Raw genomic sequence first — 21,995 nt, forward strand, 5'->3', positions numbered from 1 at the left:
ATATCGAGGAGGATTACACAAATGGCTTATTTTGAATCAGTGAGCAAGATCTCTTACGAGGGAAGCCGTTCCACCAACCCTTATGCATTCAAATTCTACAACCCGAAAGAAATCGTAGCCGGCAAAACCATGGAAGAGCACCTGAAGTTTGCAATGGCTTATTGGCATACACTAACAGCTGGCGGCGCCGATCCGTTCGGCGCTGAAACTGCAGTCCGCGCTTGGGATAAGCTGAACACGATTGACAAGGCAAAAGCCCGTGCAGAAGCAGCATTTGAGTTCATGGAAAAAATGGACCTGCATTACTACTGCTTCCATGACGTGGATATCGCTCCTGAAGGCGCGTCTTTGCGCGAGTTCTACAGCAACATCGATACCATCGTAGACATCCTTGAACAAGGCATGAAGGCATCCGGCAAAAAATTGCTGTGGAACACTGCCAACATGTTCACCAACCCGCGCTATATGCACGGTGCAGGCTCCACCTGCAACGCTGATGTGTATGCACACGCAGCTGCACAGGTTAAGAAAGGTCTGGAAGTCGGTAAACGTCTGGGCGCTGACAACTATGTATTCTGGGGCGGCCGTGAAGGCTACGAAACTCTGCTGAATACAGATATGGGCCTTGAGCAGGACAACATTGCCCGCCTGTTCAGCATGGCTGTAGACTACGCTAAGGAAATCGGCTTCGACGGCCAGTTCCTGATCGAGCCTAAACCGAAAGAGCCTACCAAACATCAATATGACTTCGACGCAGCAACAACGATCGCGTTCCTGCAGAAGTACAACCTTGATAAACACTTCAAGCTGAATCTTGAAGCTAACCATGCGACACTTGCCGGCCATACTTTCGAGCATGAGCTGCGTGTAGCCCGCATCAACGGCATGCTGGGATCGCTGGATGCGAACCAGGGCGATCCGTTGCTCGGCTGGGATACAGATGAATTCCCTGCAAGCATCTACGATGCTACCCTGACCCTGTATGAAGTGCTGAAGAATGATGGACTGGGTAAAGGCGGTATTAACTTTGACTCCAAAGTACGCCGTCCTTCCTTCGAGCCTGAGGACCTGTTCCTGGCACACATCTCCGGTATGGATATCTATGCTAAGGGTCTGAAAGTTGCCGCTAAGCTGATTGAAGACCGCGTATTCGACGACTTCATCGCTAAACGTTACAGCAGCTTCACTGAAGGCGTAGGCGCTGACATCGTGTCCGGCAAAGCAACCTTGGCTTCGCTGGCTGATTATGCATTGAACAATGAAACTCCGCGTCCGAACCAGTCCGGACGTCAAGAACTGCTCAGAGCTACATTGAACCAGTACATCCTGACAGCTGAGTAAGACTACACCGGATTACCGGTGCTGTCCGTAGATTGGGCAGATCACTAACGCAACGGGGGTTGCTGAAGAGAGCATTCTTCGGCAGCCCCTTTTCTATTGAATAGACAAGCAATTTTGAGGAGGATAACGATGAAATATGTAATCGGTGTCGATCTTGGAACCAGTGCTGTAAAAACTGTATTGGTAGACCCGCAGGGAAAGGTGGCTTTTGAGCACTCCGAATCCTATCCCTTGAGCCGTCCCCAGCCGAACTGGAGTGAGCAGAATCCTGAGGATTGGGTACAGGGGACGCTGGTCAGCTTACACCGTCTGATTGAAGTATCCGGAGTGGACCCGTCGCAAGTGGACGGCATCAGTTTCTCCGGCCAGATGCACGGACTGGTGCTGGTGGATCGTGAAGGCAAGGTGCTGCGTCCGGCGATTCTCTGGAACGACACCCGGACTACGGCGCAATGCCGGAAGATCGAGAAGACGCTCGGCGCCAAGCTGATCGAAATTGCCAGAAACCGAGCTCTGGAAGGCTTCACTCTGCCTAAGATTCTGTGGGTGCAGGAGAACGAGCCGGAGGTGCTGGCACAGGCTGAGCTATTCCTTCTGCCGAAGGATTATGTTCGTTACCGGCTGACAGGTGATTACGCCATGGATTATTCCGATGCCGCAGGCACGCTGCTGCTGGATGTGGCCTCCAAAACATGGAGTGCGGAAATCGCTGAGGCCTTCGGCCTGCCGGTGTCCCTTTGTCCAAAGCTTGTGGAATCATTCGACCTGACTGGCACGCTGCTTCCGGAAATTGCTGAAGCATCCGGCCTGCTCCCGTCCACCAAAGTATTCGCTGGTGGCGCAGACAACGCATGTGGTGCACTCGGTGCCGGCATTCTTGGTGAAGGCCGGACCATGTGCAGCATCGGGACCTCCGGTGTGATCCTGTCCTATGAGAGCAATAAAGACCTGAACCTGGAAGGCAAGGTCCATTTCTTCAACCATGGGGAGAAGGATGCCTACTACATCATGGGGGTTACACTGGCTGCTGGTTATAGTCTCACCTGGTTCAAAGAAACCTTTGCAGGGGACAAAAGCTTTGATGAACTGCTTCAAGGAGTCGATTCCATCCCAGCCGGCAGCGGTGGCCTTCTGTTCACACCATACATTGTCGGTGAGCGCACTCCGCATCCGGATCCTAATATCCGCGGCAGCTTTATCGGCATGGATTCCGGGCATACTTTGGCTCATTTCACCCGTTCGGTACTGGAGGGAATTACGTTCTCGCTGCGGGAATCTATTGATATCGTGCGTGACTCCGGCAAGGAAATTACTGAGGTTGTAGCGATTGGCGGAGGTGCCAAGAATGAAGCCTGGCTGCAGATGCAGGCGGATATTTTTAATGCTTCGATCATCAAGCTGGAGAGCGAGCAGGGACCGGCTATGGGTGCGGCTATGCTGGCAGCTTACGGTGCCGGCTGGTTCGAATCTCTCGGTGAATGCGCAGAAGCCTTCATCCGTCCTGCAGAAGTGTACAAACCGAATGCTCAGCAAGCCGCAACCTATGATGGATTGTTTGGGCTGTATCAGGAAGTTTATGGGCAGACACGTTCACTAAATGATAAACTGGCACAATACCGTAAATAGTCAGAGCCTGGGCAAGCTCGGGCCTATATCTTGGAATTGCCGGAGGGTCCGTAAGGGCCTTCCGGGATTCTGCCTTAGGGGTTGACCGCAGATGATAAAAGTGCTGATTGTAGATGACGAGCCCAAACTGAGGGAAGGGATGCGTACACTGATTCCATGGGAGGAGTATGGCTATACTGTAGTCGGGACAGCCGCGAGTGGGCTGGAAGCACTTGATAAATTCCGGACACTTGCACCCATGCTGATGATTGCTGATATCCGTATGCCGGGCATGGATGGTCTGGAGCTGGTTGGCGAACTGCGTAAAGAAAACGCTAACTGTCATGTGCTGATCCTCAGCGGTTATGCGGACTTCGAATATGCCAAACGGGCCATTTCCTATCATATTGACGGGTATTTGCTGAAACCGGTGGATGAAGAGGAATTGATCTCCTATTTGCAGGAGTTGCGGGACACCATATCCCGGGAGGAACGTGCCAGCGAATGGCAGAACAATGAAACTGTGCGCAATGAGGATACTTTGCTGCGTCATTTGCTGCAGCCGCAGGAGGAAGATGCCCCCAGGGCTGAAGCTGCTGTGGAGCTTGGTCTGGAAGGGCATAGCTGCGAGGTCGTGCTCCTGGAATTCAAGGGACTGCATAAGGGCGGAGATATCCGTGAAGAGCAGGTGAGAAGCGAGCTTGAGCAGCAGTGGCAGCCGGATACGGGATTAATATTCACTTTGCCGCCTTATTTAGGCATCCTTCTGAAGGAACCGCTCCAGGATGATGTCGGCCGTGCCGCCTTGTGGCGGAAGCTGAATGCAGTCATTACCGGGTATGGGCTCGAATTTTGCGCCGCTGCAGGGGGGAGCGCAGCCGGACCCGAGGAGGCATCACGGTCTTTTACAGCGGCCGCCGGGCTGCTGGAAGAGGCTTTTTTTGGCCGGAAGGGTATTATTCTGAGTGGAACAACCGATGATTGGGCGGAACCTGAGCCGGAACCGGAGGAGGAGCCGGACCCCGAACGGGATGTAGAGGTACAACTGCTGCTGGCCATAGAGACCGGAAGCAATGAGGCCATTCCCATGCTGGTGGGGCAAATTGTCCGTAAACTGGTTGCAGCAAAGCGTGATGAAACCTATATTAAGGAAAATCTGATGCGAATTGTAAGCAGTACTATCGCCCGTCTGGAAGCGGCTAACCCCGATTTCCGCAGCTTCATTCTTAGTCATCCTTCTCCTATAGGCGAGGTGTACGGCAGCGATTATCTGATTGACGTAGAGAAGCAGGTCGCAGATTATATGGAGCAAATCTCCAGGCAGATGAACAGCGGCGGCCGCGGCGACGAGATCAAACGGATTACCGATCTGATTCAACGCCGCTATAATGAGAACCTGAAGCTGGGATCGCTTGCCGAAGTCTTCAATTACAACAGCGCATATTTAGGTAAAATGTTCAAAAATCAGGTTGGCGAGCACTTTAATACTTATTTGGACAAAGTCAGAATCGAGAAGGCCAAGCAATTTTTGAATCAGGGAATGAAAGTATACGAGGTTGCTGAAAGAGTTGGATATATGAATTCCGATTATTTTAATGCCAAATTCCGCAAATATGTCGGTGTGTCCCCAACCGCTTTCCGTAAGGAACAATAAATGGATCTGCTGAAATGAATATATATCTGTATAATAGTCGTTAAGAGGTACAGGCTGTTCCCACGCTGCAGCAGATGCGGGGAGCAGCCTGTTTCTCATGGTTTGGGCGGAAACATTGGGAGGAGGGATTGGCATTAAAGGGCTGGTGCGAATGATCAATAATTTAAAGCTGAAGTACAAGCTGATTTTTTTCTACATTATTGTGGTGATGATACCCGTGTTAATCGTCGGGATTATACTGACCAGCTATTTCCGTAGTGCGGCCTTGGACAGAGCCATTGAACAGGCAACGAATAATGTGGAGAAGATCAAGAGTCAAATGGTAACCAAACTGCGGGTGCCGACGGACATTTCCAATCTGCTTTATTTTGACAGTAATCTTGAAAAGCTTGTCAATACAAAATACCCCGGCATATTGGAGCTGACGAAGGCCTATCTGAATTATACGGATTTCCAGGATTATATTCTGCAGTACAGGGAGATTTCCAACATCCGCTTTTTTATAGATAACCCTACGCTTGTAGATAACATGTCTATCGCTCCGCTGACTCCAGAGATCAAATCGAAGAACTGGTATAAAAGTGCCATGAAGGGCCCGGGTCTCAACTGGATGTATATCCCGGACAAAGAGGCCTATATCAACAGTACTAAAGGAACGATCAACAAGCTTAGTCTGGTCCGGCAGGTTTTTTACCCCGAATATCAGAAAACGGGAATATTGATGGTGCAGGTGGTACAGGATGAACTGAACCAGATGCTCTACCAGGAGCCGTTTGAGACGATTATTACAGATGAGCAGGGATATATTGTGGCCGCCAAGAATCCGCATCTGGTGGGCAGCACGCTCGCCGCGTTTGATATCGGGATGGATCTGCAGAAAACGGACAAAAATGTCATCCGGACAACAGTCAAGGGCAAGGATTCTTATGTCATCGTAGATGAGATCCGGCCGCAGCTTAGTGTAAGCCGGCTGAAAGTAATCTCTGTCTTTGAAACCAAGAGTATACTGAGCTCTGCGAACAAGGTAAGTCTTCTGGGGCTGCTGATCATTGGCGGTGTCCTGCTGATTGCACTGGTGCTGGTGTATGTTATTTCTTTTTTGATGACCAATCGTCTGCTGCGGCTGAGCCGTCAATTGAATCAAGTCGCCCTCGGCAATCTGAACGTAGTCTCGCAAATGGACGGGACCGATGAAATCGGCCAACTCTCGCGCCAGTTCAATTATATGGTAGCCAGTATTAACCGTCTGCTGTCACAAGTCGTGGAGAGCAATGAGAAAAACAACAAGCTGGAGATCGCCCAGAGAGAGATCAAGCTGAAAATGATGGCGAGTCAGATTCATCCGCATTTTCTGTTCAATGCGCTGGAATCGATCCGTATGAATGCCCACCTTAAGGGGGAGAAGGAGATCGCCAACATTGTACGGCTGCTGGGCAAGCTTATGCGTAAAAACCTGGAAGTAGGCCGGGACCGGGCACCGATCAAAGAAGAAGTGGAAATGATGCGTTCGTACCTGGAGATTCAAAAGTTCCGCTATGAAGAGCGGCTGGAATATGAAATAGAGTTCGATACCAAAGCCGCAGATATCCTGATTCCGCCCCTGATCATTCAACCTATGGTTGAGAATTCGGTGGTTCATGGGCTGGAGAACAAAGCAGGCACGGTGCATGTCCATGTCAGCATATCACTCCATGAGGATGAAGTTAAGGTATGTGTTACCGACGATGGAATCGGCATGACGGAGGAGCGTCTTACCGAGATTGTCTCTGTCATCTCCCAGGCAGAGGAGGAACCTCAGAGCCGCATTGGGCTGCGTAACGTTCATCAGCGACTGGTAATGTATTATGGGGAATCACATGGGCTCAATATATCCAGTAAAAAGGGGATAGGAACAGAAATTTCCTTCTCGATTCCCCGATTGTGAGGTCTCAAGGGTAGCGCTTTCACTGAATGTCTAATTAGCACTGGTTTTACGTAAAATCTGTCGGGTATTCTCCCCTAGTGGTGTACGTTATGATATGTGTATACAAAACGAAGGGGGAATATTGAACGTGAAAGCGCTCACGGAGAATGGTGTTACAGTTAATGAAAGCGTAACCCCTGTCCCACCTACGAAACGGAATAGTGGATTTTGGAAAAGCGTACTGCAGCAAAAGTACTTGTATCTGATGTCTCTACCGTTCGTGATCTGGGTATTTGTTTTCAGTTACGTGCCCTTATGGGGATGGTTGATGGCATTTCAGAATTATAAACCGATCAAGTCGTTTAGAGATCAGAAATGGGTAGGGCTTAAGAATTTTAAGGAGCTTTTCCATGATGAACGTTTCTATCTTGTTCTGAGAAATACCCTGGCCATGAGTGGACTTGGACTCGTATTCGGATTCGTTGTTCCGATAATTTTTGCGGTAATGCTAAACGAGCTGCGGGGGAGTGTTTTCAAGAGAACGGTTCAGACCATATCCTACCTGCCTCACTTTGTATCCTGGGTTGTTGTTGGCGGGATTGTCTATAAGACACTCGCGATCGACGGAGGGATTGTCAACGATCTGTTGACACATCTTCATATCATAGACGAGCCGATTCAGTTCATGGCGAAGGCTAAGATGTTCTGGGGTGTTGTAACGGCAGCGGATCTGTGGAAAGAAACGGGCTGGAATGCGATTATCTATTTGGCAGCGATTACAGGGATCGATAAAGAACTCTATGAAGCTGCAAAAGTAGACGGTGCCGGAAGAATCAAGCAAATGTTCAATATTACTTTGCCGGGTATTCGTACCACTATTACGGTATTGCTGATTATGTCCATTGGACATCTGATCGGTATTGGCTTCGAAAAGCAGTTCCAGCTCAGCAACAATCTCGTTACGGATTATTCCGAAGTGTTGGATATCTATGCGCTTAAGTACGGGATTCAGATCGGGCGGTTCTCCTATGGTACAGCCATTAGCATGTTCACCTCGGTAGTCAGTGTAATCTTACTGCTTACAGCCAACGGTGTTATGAAGAAATTCACTAAAGAAAGCATCATGTAAGGAGGGGATAAGGGTGGCAGGCAAAGCTTTTCAAATGACAAAGTCTGAACGTGTGTTCGACATCTTTCTATACATTTTTCTTGGGATCATAATGCTCGTGACGTTGTATCCCTTCTTGAACGTGCTCGCGATTTCTTTAAATGAATCTACAGACACCGTCCGAGGGGGCATTTACATTTGGCCGAGGGTTCTGACGCTTGATAACTATAAACAGATCTTCAGCTACACAGGGCTGATTCAAGGCTTCAAAATCTCAATTCTCCGGACTGTATCCGGTACGATTCTAGGGCTTATAAGCTCTTCGATGCTGGCCTTTACACTAAGCCGTCCGGAGTTCAGAGCAAGGAAATTTGTTTCGTATTTCCTGGCAATGACGATGTATTTCTCTGGCGGTATGGTACCTATGTACATTCTGATGAGAGATTTGAATCTGATTGGAACGTTCTGGATTTACATTTTGCCGGGTGCAGTTTCCGCTTTCAACGTGTTCGTCATCCGTTCCTTCATGGACGGGCTGCCTTTCGCCCTGCAGGAATCGGCGAAGCTGGACGGCGCCAATGACTTCGTGATTTATTACAAGATCATCATGCCGCTCTGTATGCCCGTACTAGCAACAATCACTTTGTTCCTGGCTGTAGGACAATGGAATGAGTGGTTTTCCACCTATCTGTATAACGGTAATAAGCCGCATCTGACTACGCTCCAGTATGAGCTGATGAAGGTGCTGGCAACAACCAACCAGGGCAGCGGCATGGTCAATGCTAATGATATGGCGAAGCAGATGGCGCAAATATCGCCTGAATCCATCAAGATGGCTATTACTATTGTAGTAACAGTACCGATTCTTGTGGTGTATCCATTCCTGCAAAAGTATTTTGTAGGCGGTATGACGTTAGGTGCAGTTAAGGCTTAGGCCAAGCATGGAACAGATTCATGGGATCGTGTTTCCTGATTCAACAATGGACGGATCAGGAAACATTCCCAATGATCTTTTTCAAAGAATAAGAATTGGAATTATATTTATATTGGTTTTGCAAGCGTTATCAATGGTATATTCAGGACTATCCTGATATGCATAGATGAAACACACATTACAAGGGGGATAAAAAATGAAAAGCAAGAGTATCAAGACTGCTTTCACGCTCATGCTCATGAGTTCCATGCTGATTGCCGGCTGTGGCGGAAACAACAACGCTGACAACAGTAAAAATGCGGCTAACACCGGAAATAATGCGTCGACTGCAACTGCTACCGATAGTGCAGCCAATACAACTGCAGATACCAGCCCCGTTACATTCTCATTCTTTGGTGCTGATGCCAGCCCTAACTGGAACAAAATGCAGGACGAAGTAGGTAAAGTCATTACGGAAAAAACCGGTGTAACCCTGAATGCTGAATATGATGTAGGCAGCGGCGGCGGTGAACAAAAGATTTCTCTGATGGCAGCCAGCGGTGACGTGCCTGATCTGATCTTTGCTAAAGGTAATCTAAGTAAACTGGTTGATGCAGGTCTGGTTATCGATATGACAGATTTGATCGACAAGTATGCGCCTAACTTGAAAAAGGTCTACGGCGATAATATGAAGCGTTTGAAATACAGCAAAGACGATCAAAAAATCTACTCCATTCCTACAAATGCCGGGGTTGACCAACAATCCTTTGACGCCGGAGGCGGTTTTGAAATTCAGCAGCGTGTATTGAAAGAACTTGGATATCCTCAAGTGAAGACCGTTCAAGATTATGAAAAGGTGCTTAAAGACTATGTAGCCAAACATCCTGAAACCGACGGTCAGCCAACCATTCCGCTTACGCTGAATGCAGATGACTGGAAAATCATGATCACGGTTACCAACCCGGCATTCCTAACCACTGGGGCACCGGATGATGGTGAATATTATGTAGATCCAACGACATATGCAGCACAACTTCACTACAAACGTCCAGCTGAAAAAGAATATTTCCGTTGGTTGAACCACATGTACAGCGAAGGACTGCTGGACAAAGATACCTTTGTACAAAAAGATGACCAATATAAAGCTAAAGTGGCCAGCGGACGCGTGCTCGGTCTGATCTCCCAGGAATGGGAATACCAAGACGGTGAGAATGCTCTGAAGGCAGCAGGTAAAGACGAGTATACTTATGCTCATTTCCCTGTAACTTTGACCGATGAGTACAAAGACCATTCTTTCCAATCTGCAGGTGTTGATGCATCTGGAATCGCCATTACTACCGCTTGTAAAGATCCGGTTCGCGCCATTAAGTTCCTGGACTGGCTTGCTTCTGACGAAGGCCAGGTGCTGATGAACTGGGGTATTGAAGGAAAACAATATACGGTTAACGCAGACGGCAAACGTGTAATTCCTGCTGATGTTCAAAAGAAGAAAACAGATGACGCTAACAATTTTGCCAAAGAAACAGGGATTGGCCTGTACACAGCTTTGACTGCTCACTATGGTGACGGTGTGAAGGATTCCACAGGCAACTACTACACTACTAACTTCCCTGAACAAATCGTAGCTGCATATTCTGATGCTGAGAAAGAAACCTTGAAGGCTTACAAAGCTACAACATGGAAGGACTTGTTCCCTAAGGAATCCGACTTCCCGGTTAAGGAATGGGGCGCGTTGTACAACATGCCTACTCCTACAGATGGCGATTATCAGGTTACCTTCAAGAAAACGCAGGATATTATCCGTAAACGTATTCCAGAAGCCATCCTGTCCAAACCAGCTGACTTCGATAAGGTATATGATGCATTCATCGCTGAGCTGAACAAAGCCGGTGCTGAAAAGATGGAAGCTGAATACACTGATCTCGTAAAAGCAAGAGTATCCCTGTGGACTGGCAAGGATTTGTAATCTAACAAATTAGTAATTGAAGCATTTATCTGCTATCTGCTAATGTAAAGCAAAGGCCCGACTTTGGTCAGGGCCTTTTGCCTGTAGTTAGGGACTTGGAGGAGGAGAGGGAATGGCGGAGGAGAGCAAAGCACACACCTGGATATTGAAATATGACCAGCCGGCAGCGGTCTGGGAAGAAGCGCTGCCGCTCGGTAACGGGCATATGGGAGCTATGGTGTTCGGCGGAGCAGCCAAGGAGCGCATTCAGCTTAATGAGGATACATTATGGGCAGGGTTTCCCCGTGACAGCAACAATTACGAAGCTCAGCGTTATTTGAAGAAGGTGCGCGGGCTGGTCTCAGAAGGCAACTATGGCGGGGCTGAGGATCTTATTAACACGCGTATGCTTGGTGTAAACACACAGCCGTATTTACCGCTGGGCGATCTGTATCTGGAGCATCCGGGAGTGGAGAATACTGAGGGGTACCGCCGGGAGCTGGATCTGGACAGCGGCATTGCCACCGTGTCCTATCGAACGGATGATTGTACATTTACCCGTGAGGCTTTTATCAGCGCTCCGGATGGAGTCTGCGTGGTTCGGGTGGCAAGTGAGATAAAGGGGAAGCTTGAGCTGGTCATCTCATTGGATAGCCTCTTGAAACATAGTGTACAAAGCAGCGGACAGCAAAAGCTGACGATGCGCGGGCAGTGTCCTACGTATGTAGCCGATAATTATTTTGGGGATCATCCGTACCCGGTCCAGTATGAGGAGGGACTAGGTATTGGCTTTGAACTGCAGCTGGAGGCGAAGGTTACCGGCGGAAGTGTGCAGACAGTAGAAGGAAAGATTGTAATCTCCGGGGCGGATAGCGTAGTACTGCTGCTTGCTGCGGGTACAACTTACGAAGAGCTGAAGCAAAAGGCGGCGCATATCCGCACCGACCTGGCTGAAATCTCTACGACAATTCCAAGTCCTGCGGAAATTTGCGCAGAGCGATTATCGGCGGCTGCGCAGAGGCCGCATGAGGAACTGCGGCAACGTCATGTGGATGACCACCAGGCCATCTTCCGCCGTGTGGACCTCAATCTCGGGGGCTGGGAAGCAGCTGCACTGCCGACGGACCAGCGTTTAGCTGCATACCGGGAAGGTCAGTCCGATCCGGCACTGGAGGCTCTTTTATTTCAATATGGCCGTTATTTGCTGATGGCCAGTTCCCGGCCGGGTACCCAGGCTGCCAATTTACAAGGAATATGGAATCCTCATCTGACACCGCCATGGAACAGCAACTATACCACCAATATTAATGCACAAATGAACTATTGGCTGGCTGAGGTCTGCAATCTGAGTGAATGTCATGAACCTTTGATCGATTTGATTCGTGAGGTCAGTGTCACCGGGTCAAGAACAGCCGCTATTCATTATGGGGCCCGTGGCTGGGTTGCCCATCACAATGTGGATCTGTGGCGTCATTCATCCCCTTCGGGCGGGGATGCCAGCTGGGCCTTCTGGCCAATGGGCGGGGTATGGCTCAGCAGCCACCTGTGGGAACATTATGCGTTTAACCCGGACCGCGAATACCTTGCACAGACGGCATATCCGCTGATGAAAGGGGCGGCGTTATTCTGTCTGGACTGGCTGACGGAAGGGCCGGATGGCATGCTGATTACGAGTCCCTCTACCTCGCCGGAGAACCGTTTTGTAACGGAAGATGGCCGGCCGTGCAGTATCTCTATGGGTTCGGCTATGGATATGAGCCTTATCCGCGAATTGTTCGGAAATTGCCTCACAGCCGCAAATATTCTCGGTGTTGACGAAGACTTCCGGCTTCAGTTGGAAGAGACGGCTGCCCGCATGTTCCCTCTGCAGATCAGTAGAGACGGGCGCTTGCAGGAGTGGTTCCAGGATTTCACCGAGTCTGAGCCGGGGCACCGTCATGTCTCCCATTTGTATGGGCTGTATCCCGGGAATATGATTAATGAGAAGGAAACTCCGGATCTGCTGGAAGCCGCCCGCTTGTCACTGGAGAAGCGGATCGCCTCCGGTGGAGGCCACACCGGCTGGAGCTGCGCATGGCTGATCAATCTGTACGCCCGGCTTAAGGATGGAGCCGCCGCATACGGTTTTGTGCGTACGCTGCTAACCCGTTCCGTGTACCCGAACTTGTTCGATGCCCATCCGCCGTTTCAGATTGACGGGAATTTCGGAGCTGCCGCAGGGATTGCGGAAATGCTGCTGCAGAGCCATCTGGGTGAAATCAGCCTGCTGCCCGCACTGCCGGATCATTGGAACAACGGCCGGGTGGAAGGGCTTAGAGCCCGGGGTGGCTTCGTGGTGGATATCGAGTGGCAGGACCATGTACTTGTCTCTGCCAAGATTACAGCCGGGCAGGATAGCTTATGCCGGTTGAGCTATTCGCGTGAGCTGAAGCTTCAGCTACAGGGCGGCACGGTGGCAGAACCCGGAACTCCGCTGTACATGAAGGCTGGAGACAGTATTATTGCAAGCGTGTAAAAGGGCATTCATGCAGAACTGAAGCTGTGGTAATATGGCGGCGGACATTGTATACTGCTTTCTGGCAGAGGAACTGCCGGGAAGCAGTTTTTTTGCATATTCAGATTTATATGTTTTACAATCGCTAAGGACATTGTTTAGCTGCGGGCCTTATTCTGCGGCTGTGGCGAACCGATAATAGAGAATATATAGCAAGATTTTACGATGGGAATTGCTCCAAGAATAAAATGCAAGGTATATGGGATGCTACGGTTGTGCAGACTGGATTTTCGGCATCTACTATACAGTACATACTATTGGGTGAGCCATTATAGGGCATGCAGGAGGAACAGGATCTATGGGGAAAAAGCATTTGTCGCTGATGAAGACCATTCTGGGAGGCGTGCTTATATGTGCGGCTCTGCCGCCGGCACTATACTGGGGTTGGGACCAGGCTTATGCGGCCAGCACTCAAACCGTGCTTCAATCGGGAACGGAAATGGCCCAGAAGCTGACTGCAGCAATGAATAACCGGAGAGAGAACATCACATTCGTATATGAAGGAAAGACCGCCAATTTGAAATCCTTGGTGCAAAAGGCCATTGACCAGGCTATGGGCAGTGACCCTTACCTCTACTATATTATTGACAGCTACGCTTTTTCTTACCAGGGGGGCAGCCGCTCAGCCAACATAACGGTGCAGATGGAGTACCGGGAGACATTGCAGCAGACCGCTCTGGTGAACAAGCAGGTGAAGACGATTCTGCAGCAGATTATTACTCCTGGGATGAACAATCACCAGAAGGTGAAGGTTATTCATGACTGGGTGGTGCTGCATCTGCAATATGATGCTACGTACCGCAAATATACAGCTTACGAAGGATTAGAGACCGGTAGTGCTGTCTGCCAGGGATATTCTCTGCTAACTTATAAATTGCTTCTGGGTGCGGGTATCCCTAATAAAATTGTTGAAGGTACAGCAAGACCGGCAGGTGGACCTGCCCAATCGCATGCCTGGAACCTGGTCCAGCTTGACGGGCGCTGGTACCACTTGGATACCACCTGGGACGATCCAACACCAAGCCCGGAGGGCGGTATCAGTACGCTTTACTATCTGCGGACTGATGCCCAGATGCGGCATGATCACAGCTGGACCAAGTCCTATCCGGCAGCATCCGTCGGCTACGCGCAGACCTTGTCCGAGCTGGTGAGCCGCGGAGGGCAGAACGTGTCTGTATACAAGGACCTTCAGCAGAAGCTCGACTATCGTCTGTATGAGGAGGGACAGGTGGTTACTTCTGCGTCAGAGTTGAATACCCTCGTGAAGGAAGCGGTGGCGTCAGGTAAACAGTCCCTTTTGTTCCGTTACCGGGGCACCGAAAGACTGCTCAAAATCGATCTGCAGGGATTGTACGGCTTAGGCCTGGAGAACCTATCGTATAACACTACTCCGTTTGATAACACCGGGGATTTGAAGGTATATGTGACCTGGAAATAACCCTCAGCGGTTCAGCAAAACAGGGATGCCACCGAGCCATTTGGCTGCGGGACATCCCTGTTTTGCTATTGACTATTAAATTCACCTGTTAATCTGCGTGAGTGCTCAGATCGCATTGATCCAGCGGGATAATGCGGCTCTGGCGGAACCAGCGGTAACCGATCCAGATTAGCAGGAACAGCGGCAGGCTGACGTAGGAGACGAGGATGCCGTACCAATCGATGGTGCCGCCTGTGAAAGCACCAAGGTTCTGTCCGAATACGGCAATGAGACATAGCGCCAGTGCGAACAACGGCCCAAAGGGGAACCATCTGGCCCGGTAAGGCAGCTCATCCAGCGAATGGCCCTGGGCTACAAAAGCCCGTCGGAAACGGTAATGACACACCGCAATGCCCAGCCAGTTAATGAATCCGCACATCCCCGAAGCATTAAGCAGCCAATTATAGACGGCACCGTCACCAAAGAATGAGGCCAGAAAAGCCAGCATGCCTACGGCAGTAGTCACGAGAAGAGCGCCTACGGGTACTCCGCGGCGGTTCAGTCTGCCGAGCGCACGCGGTGCCATGCCATCCTTGGCCATTGCGTACAGGACCCGGGTGGAAGCGTACATGCCGGAGTTTCCGGCTGACAGTACAGAACTGAGAATGACAGCATTCATGACGGATGCGGCAATCGCAAGTCCTGCTTTATTGAAGACAATGGTGAACGGGCTGACACCGATATCATCGATGCCGCCGCGGAGCAGATCCGGATTGGTATAAGGGATAAGCAGCCCGATCACAAGAATGGAGAAAATGTAGAAGATCAGGATGCGCCAGAATACCTGGCGGATGGCCAGTGGCACATTGCGGCGCGGGTTTTCGCTCTCCCCTGCTGCAACCCCGACGAGTTCAGTACCCTGGAATGAGAAGCCGGCAGCCATGAAGACTCCGACGAAGGCAAAGAAGCCGCCATGGAAGGAGCTCCCGCCAAGCTGGAAGTTGCTGAGGCCTACCGCCTTGCCGCCCATAATCCCGAAGATCATCAGCACACCGACAGCCAGGAACACCACTACGGTGATAATTTTGATAATTGCAAACCAGTACTCCGATTCGCCGTAACCGCGTGATGACATGAAGTTCAGTCCGAACATCAGCAGCAGGAACAGAAGGCTCCAGAGCACGGAAGGACTGTCCGGGAACCAGTATTTTATAATCACTGTGGCAGCGGACAGTTCGGCAGCGATGGTGACGGCCCAGTTGTACCAGAAGTTCCAGCCGATGGCGAAGCCGAAGGCAGGGCTGACAAACCGCGTGCCGTAGGTGCTGAAGGAGCCGGAGTCCGGCAGGTAGGTTGCCAGCTCTCCAAGGCTGGTCATAAGAAAATATACCATAATGCCGACCGCTGTATAGGCCAGCAGCGCGCCTCCCGGTCCGGAAGAAGCGATAGCGCCGCCGCTGGCCAGGAACAGCCCGGTTCCGATGGATCCGCCGAGCGCGATCATGGTTAAATGTCTGGCTTTGAAGGTTTTGCGCAGCCCCGGAGCGGCAGGATTACTGCTCTGTGCCGTTATGTGCTGCTGTTCGTCTTTCTTAGCTTTCATGAATAGAACACTCCCTTAATTGTGATGTTTCTGTTCAAGGGCTCTAACCAAGTAGCATATCCATCCTGCAAGCACAAAAAAAACCGCAGACGGATTCTGCGGTTTCCTGTATTTACAGCTCCGCACCATACTCCCTGTTCAGATAGCGCAACACAGTGCCTGGCCGCAGTCTCCTGACGGGCCAAGCCCTGTGACAGTTCCGTGCCTTTCGGCGACGGCCCCAGCCTGCACTGCTTAATAAGAGCAGCGGCGCAGACTTCGGCGGATATTCCTTTCGGCGGCGTTTCACAGACGGCTCTTATAGCGTCTCCACGCGCGTACTCTTTATATCCGCGACCTCTACCTCATCTTAGGTATGATGAGGCTATCTTGTAACGATATGAACACAACAGGGATTAGTATAATGCAACTTGGCTGAGCAAGCAATGACAATTTAAGGCAGGTTAACGTCAGGTTCTCCGGCGCTCCGACATCTGCTGCCAGACGGTACCGGCAGCCTCTTCACCCGATGCGATGCGCTCCAGCGCCATTCGGGCCTGCAGGCCGACCTCGAATTCCGGGTCGTCCGCAGCAAGGCTCAGCGCGTCCTGAGCTTCAGCTGTGCCAACCTCGTAGAGGAAGCGTGCCGCCCGCCAGCGGACGAGCTTGCTCTTGTCTGTAAGCGCCGCTGTCATCACCGGCGTCGCTGCCGGATCGCCGATGTCGGACAGCGTGTCTCCAGCCGTGCGCCGCACGGCCGGGGCGCTGTCTGCCATCGCCTCATAGAGCAGCTCCATCGCCTCGGGCGTGCGGATGTCGCCCAGGTACACGACCGCAAGCCTGCGGATATGTAGCTTGGGGTCGTGCAGCGCCGTGCGCAGCTCCGGCAGGAGGTCTGCCGTAGGCTGAAGATCCTCCAGCGCGGCGTAGCGCACGCGCCAGTCCTCGTCCTTCAGGTCTCGCAGCAGCTCGGCCTGTTCCTTCTTCTGCCGCTGCTCGATGAACTCGCCGCCAGCCCCGTGCGCGATGGCCTGCTGCACGAGGGAGTCGAGGCGTTCCTGCGGATACGCCGCTTCCAGCTCCTGCTCGACCTCGCGCGCGATAGCGCCTGGCTCGCCATAGCGCACGCCGTAATCGGTGAGCTTGCGCTCTTTGATCATTACGGCGCTGGCCACATCCGTTACCGCCTTCGTGAACCGGGCGGCGAGGGCGATGCGCTCCTCACTCGCGCCGGTCTTGACGCGGATCTGGATCGGGATCCCGCGGAACATCTGCACGAATACCTGTGATTCCCCGAAGTGGGCACCGGCATTTTCATCCTCCAGATTGAAGTCGGCGCTCAGGCCTTCCGCACCGAAACGGGTCTGGACCTCGCGTAGAATCGCTGCCCAGTCGGCATTGCCTCTACGCTCCAGAGCAGCAAAATCGGCCGCGTGATAAATGCTGGTGACTCCAGGAATAGTGAGCATCTCCCGCGCCCAGGAAGGGGCGGAACGCTGGCTCTCCGGTGTATAGGTACGGCGGACTCCGGCCTCCAGAGTCTCATCGAGATGAAGCTTCATCGTATTGGGACTGGGAGTCGGTTCAATAAATGTAATCTTCATACGCTTGGCTCCTCTTTAAACGGCGTAAGCACCGTAAGTACTTTACCCGCATTTTACCTCATTTTGGCCACTCAATACAAAAGAGTTGCAGCACCGTTCCGCTTAAGCCTGGGACCAAATGGTTAAACTTTGTAACATAAGGGTTGGGTATTACGCGATTTTGCAAAACCATTCGTAGAATCCTATAGTTAGAATAAAGTATATTTTCCGGCAACTTGTTAAGGAGAGATGCGGAATGGCCAGATTACGCTACAATAACATTGACAATGTCAGTACCGACAAAACGCTCAAGCAGCTCCGCCAGTGGCGCGAGGAGCGGCGGATGAAGAAGAAGGACTACTCCTATAAAGTGCCGAATCATCCGCCCAAGCTGGACTATCTAATTAAGAATCGTCTTGATACGACAATAACCTGGATTGGGCATTCGACATTTTTGCTTCAATATGAAGGGATGAATATCATTACCGATCCCGTATGGGCACAGCGGCTGGGGTTTGAAAAACGGATCTGCCAGCCCGGTATTCCGCTCAGCGGCATCCCCCCGGTGGATCTCATTCTGATCTCCCATTCGCATTATGATCACCTGCATCTGGCATCTATACGCAAGCTGTACAGGGCGGGGACCACCCTCGTGGTGCCGGTGGGACTGAAGCGCAAGATGGTGCGCAAAGGCTTTGCGAACTGCCTGGAAATGCAGTGGTGGGAGGAGCTTACCCTGGGAGCCGTGAAGCTGACCTTTGTTCCGACACAGCACTGGACGCGGCGGACGCCATTTGATACCAATACCTCCCACTGGGGCGGGTTTGTGCTGCAGCCTGCTGAGCCCGGCAAGCATCCCCGGGGTGACGGAGCCGCGCATGAGCTGCCTCCCAATCTGTACTTTGCTGGAGACAGCGGCTTTTTCCCGGGATTCAAAGAAATTGGCAGCCGCTTCAAGCTGCATGTGGCGCTGATGCCGATCGGTGCCTATGAGCCGGAATGGTTCATGAGCTCGCAGCATGTGACTCCCGAGGAGGCCATTCAGGCCTTTATGGATGTAGGCGCGGAATTGATGATTCCCATGCACTTTGGAACCTTCCGGCTGGCGGATGACACGGCCCGGGAGGCGCTGGACCGGATGGAACAGGCCCGCCTGGCACATGGAATTGACGGGAAACGTATACGTACACTGGCTTATGGGGAAACGCTGATTGTACATCCGGCGGAGCGGACACCAGCCCAATAGAGATTACATGTATCCGTTTATTGGGTAAAACTATACTTTATAGGCGGATCTTCGGGCTTTTTTCCTTGTTTTTATGCTATAATGAGCCGGAACCCTAAGTGAAAAGGATGGTAATGCTTAATGATCAGTACAAGCGGCGTAACACTCCGCTACGGAAAACGCGCACTATTTGAGGATGTCAACATAAAATTCACACCCGGCAACTGCTACGGCCTGATCGGAGCGAACGGCGCGGGTAAATCCACTTTTTTGAAAATTCTGTCCGGAGAGATAGAAGCCAACATCGGCGATGTGCATATCACACCCGGCGAACGTCTGGCCATACTGAAACAGAACCATTTCGAGTATGACGAGTATCTGGTACTGGAAACGGTAATTATGGGCCATACCCGCCTGTATGACATCATGAAGGAAAAAGATGCGCTCTATGCCAAAAGCGATTTCACCGAAGCTGACGGACTACGCGCCGGTGAGCTGGAAGGCGAATTTGCTGAACTGAACGGTTGGGACGCAGAACCTGATGCTGCTGCTATGCTGATCGGGCTTGGTATTATGCGTGAAATGCATGATAAGAAAATGGCCGAACTCAGCGGCAACGAGAAGGTCCGGGTACTCTTGGCGCAAGCCCTGTTCGGACGTCCGAATAACCTGCTGCTCGATGAGCCTACCAACCATTTGGATCTGGAATCCATCGGCTGGCTGGAGAACTTCCTCATGGATTATGAAGGTACTGTTATCGTCGTATCCCATGACCGACATTTCCTGAACAAGGTATGTACACATATTGCCGATATCGATTTCGGCAAAATCCAGATGTATGTAGGCAACTACGACTTCTGGTATGAATCCAGTCAGCTGGCCCAGGCGCTGCAGCGTGACTCGAACAAGAAGAAGGAAGACAAGATGAAGGAGCTGCAGGCGTTCATCCAGCGCTTCTCCGCCAATGCTTCCAAGTCCAAACAGGCGACCTCCCGTAAGAAACAGCTGGAGAAGATTACGCTGGACGATATCCGCCCGTCGAACCGCAAATATCCGTTCCTCAACTTCAAACCTGAGCGTGAAGCCGGCAAGCAACTGCTTACCATCAGCGGGCTGAGCAAATCGGTGGAAGGCGAGAAGATGCTGGATGAGATCAGCTTTGTGGTCAACAAAGGCGACAAAATTGCTTTTGTCGGTCCTTACTCTCAGCCAAAATCACTGCTGTTCGATGTGATTATGGGCGAGAAAGAGGCGGATGCCGGCGAATATACTTGGGGCGTGACAACAACACAGGCATATTTTCCGAAAGACAACTCCAGCTATTTTGATGGAGTGAACATGAATTTGGTAGAATGGCTGCGTCAATACTCCAAGGATCAGGACGAAACCTTCCTGCGCGGATTCCTTGGACGGATGCTGTTCGCTGGTGAGGAAGCGCTGAAGAAAGCAAGTGTGCTGTCCGGGGGCGAGAAGGTTCGCTGCATGCTGGCCAAGATGATGCTAAACGGTGCCAACGTGCTCGTGTTTGATGAGCCCACCAACCACTTGGATCTTGAATCGATTACTGCACTCAATAACGGACTGATTGATTTTGATGGCACGATTCTGTTCACTTCCCATGACCATCAGTTTATTCAGACCATCGCCAACCGTATTATTGAAATTACACCGGCAGGGGTTATCGACCGCTCCATGACCTATGATGAGTATCTGGAGAATCCGGAAATCAAGGAAATGCGTGCCCGGATGTATCCTGTAGAAGTGTAAGAATGATATAGAAGCCTTGAACAAGCAATGTTCATAAGAAAAACGGCTGCGTCGTCCCGAAAGGGATAACGCAGCCGTTTATGTTCCAAATATAAACAAGTACCTTACTTAGGAACCGCCAGTACGGCGGCGCTGATTGTTGGGCTTTTTGTTATTCTGGCTTTTCAGCGGTTTGGCAGAACCGGCTTGAAAGGTGGAACCAGGCTTGCCGGAAGCGTGCTGTTTCTTCTGCTCCAGTTTTTGACGGATGGCATCCGCCAGATTGATTTTTGGTTTTTCATGGTTCTCGCTCATTATGTTAACCCCCTTAGGTAGCAAGTCCTTTCCTTTATTCTAATTGTTTTTAAATGCTGCCACAAGGGCAAGAATAATTCAAAGAATGATCTGCCAGGGCACGGGAACAGTATAGAGAGTAGTAGGGGGGGATGAAGGTTGGTTGATATTTATGATGATATACGTAAAGGTGAACGGGGCGCTCTAATTAGTGTTATCGCCTATCTTATTCTATCGGCCTTCAAATTGATCAGCGGCTATGTGTTCGGTTCGAGTGCGCTGCTTGCGGATGGGTTCAACAACCTCACCGATATTGTTGCTTCGCTTGCGGTGCTGATCGGTCTGCGTATTTCACGGAAACCGCCTGATTCCGATCATACGTACGGACATTTCCGTGCGGAGACGGTAGCGGCGCTCCTGGCTTCCTTTATCATGGCGATGGTTGGCATCCAGGTGATTGTGGAGGCCGTCCGCTCCCTGTTTGAGGGAGCCAAGGCCACGCCGCAGCTATGGTCAGCCGGGGTGGCAGTCGTCTGTGCAGCAGCCATGATGGGTGTATACATATATAACAAACGGCTCGCCAGACAGATTAATAACAACGCACTGATGGCTGCAGCGAAGGATAATTTCTCGGATGCTATGGTGAGCATTGGTGCCGCGGTAGGAATTGCCGGGGCACAATTCGGTCTGCCCTGGATTGATTCCGCCGCAGCCGTCGCTGTCGGTTTGCTGATACTGAAGACGGCATGGGATATTTTCCGTGATTCAACGTACCGCCTGACGGACGGATTCGACCAGGATCAGCTGATGGATCTACGAAGCACGATTGCCCGCACACCCGGAGTCGAAGGTATCAAGGACTTAAAGGCCCGTGTTCACGGGAATCATGTGCTGGTGGATGTGGTTGTGGAAGTCGATGCCCAGATTACAGTGAAGCAAGGCCACGCCATCAGTGACTCTATTGAGGAGCGGATGAGCAAGCTGCATAACATCATGAATGTGCAGGTTCATGTCGAACCGAAGCCTTGAGATTCCTTAATTTCTTCTAATTAGCTGTAATTTCCACCAAATCCAAGGAGAATTCGAGACTATAGACCCGGTAGTTACCATAAGTTGGCAAGCTTT

The 21,995-nt window shown here is 51.1% G+C and carries 15 protein-coding genes and 1 riboswitch; of the genes, 12 read left to right on the forward strand and 3 right to left on the reverse strand.

Features of this window, described 5'->3' with window-relative positions:
* Window positions 1-21: 21 nt before the first annotated feature.
* The 9 genes from xylA to A3844_RS14565 all read left to right on the forward strand — a co-directional run bounded on the left by xylA (window position 22) and on the right by A3844_RS14565 (window position 14,461).
* Window positions 22-1,341: a xylose isomerase gene (gene xylA, locus A3844_RS14525; RefSeq protein ID WP_074103514.1), complete on the forward strand. Its 1,320-nt coding sequence runs from the start codon at window positions 22-24 to the stop codon at window positions 1,339-1,341.
* A 129-nt stretch (window positions 1,342-1,470) separates the two neighbouring features.
* The gene (xylB, locus tag A3844_RS14530) at window positions 1,471-2,967 is read left to right on the forward strand and encodes a xylulokinase (RefSeq protein ID WP_074103515.1); all 1,497 of its coding nucleotides are present in this window, start codon (window positions 1,471-1,473) and stop codon (window positions 2,965-2,967) included.
* 91 nt (window positions 2,968-3,058) lie between these two features.
* Complete coding sequence (locus A3844_RS14535; RefSeq protein ID WP_074107742.1) at window positions 3,059-4,600, forward strand: response regulator transcription factor; 1,542 nt, start codon at window positions 3,059-3,061, stop codon at window positions 4,598-4,600.
* 151 nt (window positions 4,601-4,751) lie between these two features.
* On the forward strand, window positions 4,752-6,524 hold the full coding sequence (locus tag A3844_RS14540) for a sensor histidine kinase (protein ID WP_244169770.1): 1,773 nt from the start codon (window positions 4,752-4,754) through the stop codon (window positions 6,522-6,524).
* A 127-nt stretch (window positions 6,525-6,651) separates the two neighbouring features.
* Complete coding sequence (locus A3844_RS14545; protein ID WP_074085000.1) at window positions 6,652-7,632, forward strand: ABC transporter permease; 981 nt, start codon at window positions 6,652-6,654, stop codon at window positions 7,630-7,632.
* A gap of 13 nt (window positions 7,633-7,645) precedes the next feature.
* Window positions 7,646-8,545 (forward strand): carbohydrate ABC transporter permease, encoded by a 900-nt coding sequence (locus A3844_RS14550; protein ID WP_178382428.1) that lies wholly within the window; start codon window positions 7,646-7,648, stop codon window positions 8,543-8,545.
* A 196-nt stretch (window positions 8,546-8,741) separates the two neighbouring features.
* Window positions 8,742-10,490, forward strand: coding sequence for an ABC transporter substrate-binding protein (locus A3844_RS14555; RefSeq protein ID WP_074084999.1), 1,749 nt, complete (start codon window positions 8,742-8,744; stop codon window positions 10,488-10,490).
* Window positions 10,491-10,602: 112 nt separating this feature from the next.
* Window positions 10,603-12,984, forward strand: a complete 2,382-nt coding sequence (locus tag A3844_RS14560) for a glycoside hydrolase family 95 protein (protein WP_074107744.1) — start codon at window positions 10,603-10,605, stop codon at window positions 12,982-12,984.
* Between the two features lie 337 nt (window positions 12,985-13,321).
* Complete coding sequence (locus A3844_RS14565; RefSeq protein ID WP_074084997.1) at window positions 13,322-14,461, forward strand: transglutaminase domain-containing protein; 1,140 nt, start codon at window positions 13,322-13,324, stop codon at window positions 14,459-14,461.
* A gap of 88 nt (window positions 14,462-14,549) precedes the next feature.
* On the opposite strand, the gene A3844_RS14570 is transcribed toward A3844_RS14565, so the two are convergent.
* Window positions 14,550-16,043 (reverse strand): amino acid permease, encoded by a 1,494-nt coding sequence (locus A3844_RS14570; RefSeq protein ID WP_074084996.1) that lies wholly within the window; start codon window positions 16,041-16,043, stop codon window positions 14,550-14,552.
* Between the two features lie 135 nt (window positions 16,044-16,178).
* Window positions 16,179-16,393: riboswitch (Lysine riboswitch) on the reverse strand.
* Between the two features lie 99 nt (window positions 16,394-16,492).
* Window positions 16,493-17,626, reverse strand: coding sequence for a virulence factor (locus tag A3844_RS14575; protein ID WP_074107745.1), 1,134 nt, complete (start codon window positions 17,624-17,626; stop codon window positions 16,493-16,495).
* A 235-nt stretch (window positions 17,627-17,861) separates the two neighbouring features.
* On the opposite strand from A3844_RS14575, the gene A3844_RS14580 reads away from it, so the two are divergent.
* Window positions 17,862-18,851 (forward strand): MBL fold metallo-hydrolase, encoded by a 990-nt coding sequence (locus tag A3844_RS14580; RefSeq protein WP_074107746.1) that lies wholly within the window; start codon window positions 17,862-17,864, stop codon window positions 18,849-18,851.
* 120 nt (window positions 18,852-18,971) lie between these two features.
* Window positions 18,972-20,597 carry an ABC-F family ATP-binding cassette domain-containing protein gene (locus tag A3844_RS14585; RefSeq protein WP_074084993.1) on the forward strand — a complete coding sequence of 542 codons (1,626 nt, stop codon included), beginning with the start codon at window positions 18,972-18,974 and terminating at the stop codon, window positions 20,595-20,597.
* A gap of 108 nt (window positions 20,598-20,705) precedes the next feature.
* On the opposite strand, the gene A3844_RS14590 is transcribed toward A3844_RS14585, so the two are convergent.
* The gene (locus tag A3844_RS14590; RefSeq protein WP_074084992.1) at window positions 20,706-20,891 is read right to left on the reverse strand and encodes a hypothetical protein; all 186 of its coding nucleotides are present in this window, start codon (window positions 20,889-20,891) and stop codon (window positions 20,706-20,708) included.
* Window positions 20,892-21,029: 138 nt separating this feature from the next.
* On the opposite strand from A3844_RS14590, the gene A3844_RS14595 reads away from it, so the two are divergent.
* Window positions 21,030-21,899, forward strand: a complete 870-nt coding sequence (locus A3844_RS14595; protein ID WP_074084991.1) for a cation diffusion facilitator family transporter — start codon at window positions 21,030-21,032, stop codon at window positions 21,897-21,899.
* Window positions 21,900-21,995: the final 96 nt, after the last annotated feature.

This window comes from Paenibacillus helianthi (genome assembly GCF_001909055.1).
Taxonomy (GTDB): Bacteria; Bacillota; Bacilli; order Paenibacillales; family Paenibacillaceae; genus Paenibacillus_AQ; species Paenibacillus_AQ helianthi.

Excerpts from the sequence above, each read along its gene's own strand:
- xylA (WP_074103514.1), top strand. The coding sequence starts at position 22 with ATGGCTTATTTTGAATCAGTGAGCAAGATCTCTTACGAGGGAAGCCGT.
- xylB (WP_074103515.1), top strand. The coding sequence starts at position 1,471 with ATGAAATATGTAATCGGTGTCGATCTTGGAACCAGTGCTGTAAAAACT.
- A3844_RS14535 (WP_074107742.1), top strand. The coding sequence starts at position 3,059 with ATGATAAAAGTGCTGATTGTAGATGACGAGCCCAAACTGAGGGAAGGG.
- A3844_RS14540 (WP_244169770.1), top strand. The coding sequence starts at position 4,752 with ATGATCAATAATTTAAAGCTGAAGTACAAGCTGATTTTTTTCTACATT.
- A3844_RS14555 (WP_074084999.1), top strand. The coding sequence starts at position 8,742 with ATGAAAAGCAAGAGTATCAAGACTGCTTTCACGCTCATGCTCATGAGT.
- A3844_RS14560 (WP_074107744.1), top strand. The coding sequence starts at position 10,603 with ATGGCGGAGGAGAGCAAAGCACACACCTGGATATTGAAATATGACCAG.
- A3844_RS14565 (WP_074084997.1), top strand. The coding sequence starts at position 13,322 with ATGGGGAAAAAGCATTTGTCGCTGATGAAGACCATTCTGGGAGGCGTG.
- A3844_RS14570 (WP_074084996.1), bottom strand. The coding sequence starts at position 16,043 with ATGAAAGCTAAGAAAGACGAACAGCAGCACATAACGGCACAGAGCAGT.
- A3844_RS14575 (WP_074107745.1), bottom strand. The coding sequence starts at position 17,626 with ATGAAGATTACATTTATTGAACCGACTCCCAGTCCCAATACGATGAAG.
- A3844_RS14580 (WP_074107746.1), top strand. The coding sequence starts at position 17,862 with ATGGCCAGATTACGCTACAATAACATTGACAATGTCAGTACCGACAAA.
- A3844_RS14585 (WP_074084993.1), top strand. The coding sequence starts at position 18,972 with ATGATCAGTACAAGCGGCGTAACACTCCGCTACGGAAAACGCGCACTA.
- A3844_RS14590 (WP_074084992.1), bottom strand. The coding sequence starts at position 20,891 with ATGAGCGAGAACCATGAAAAACCAAAAATCAATCTGGCGGATGCCATC.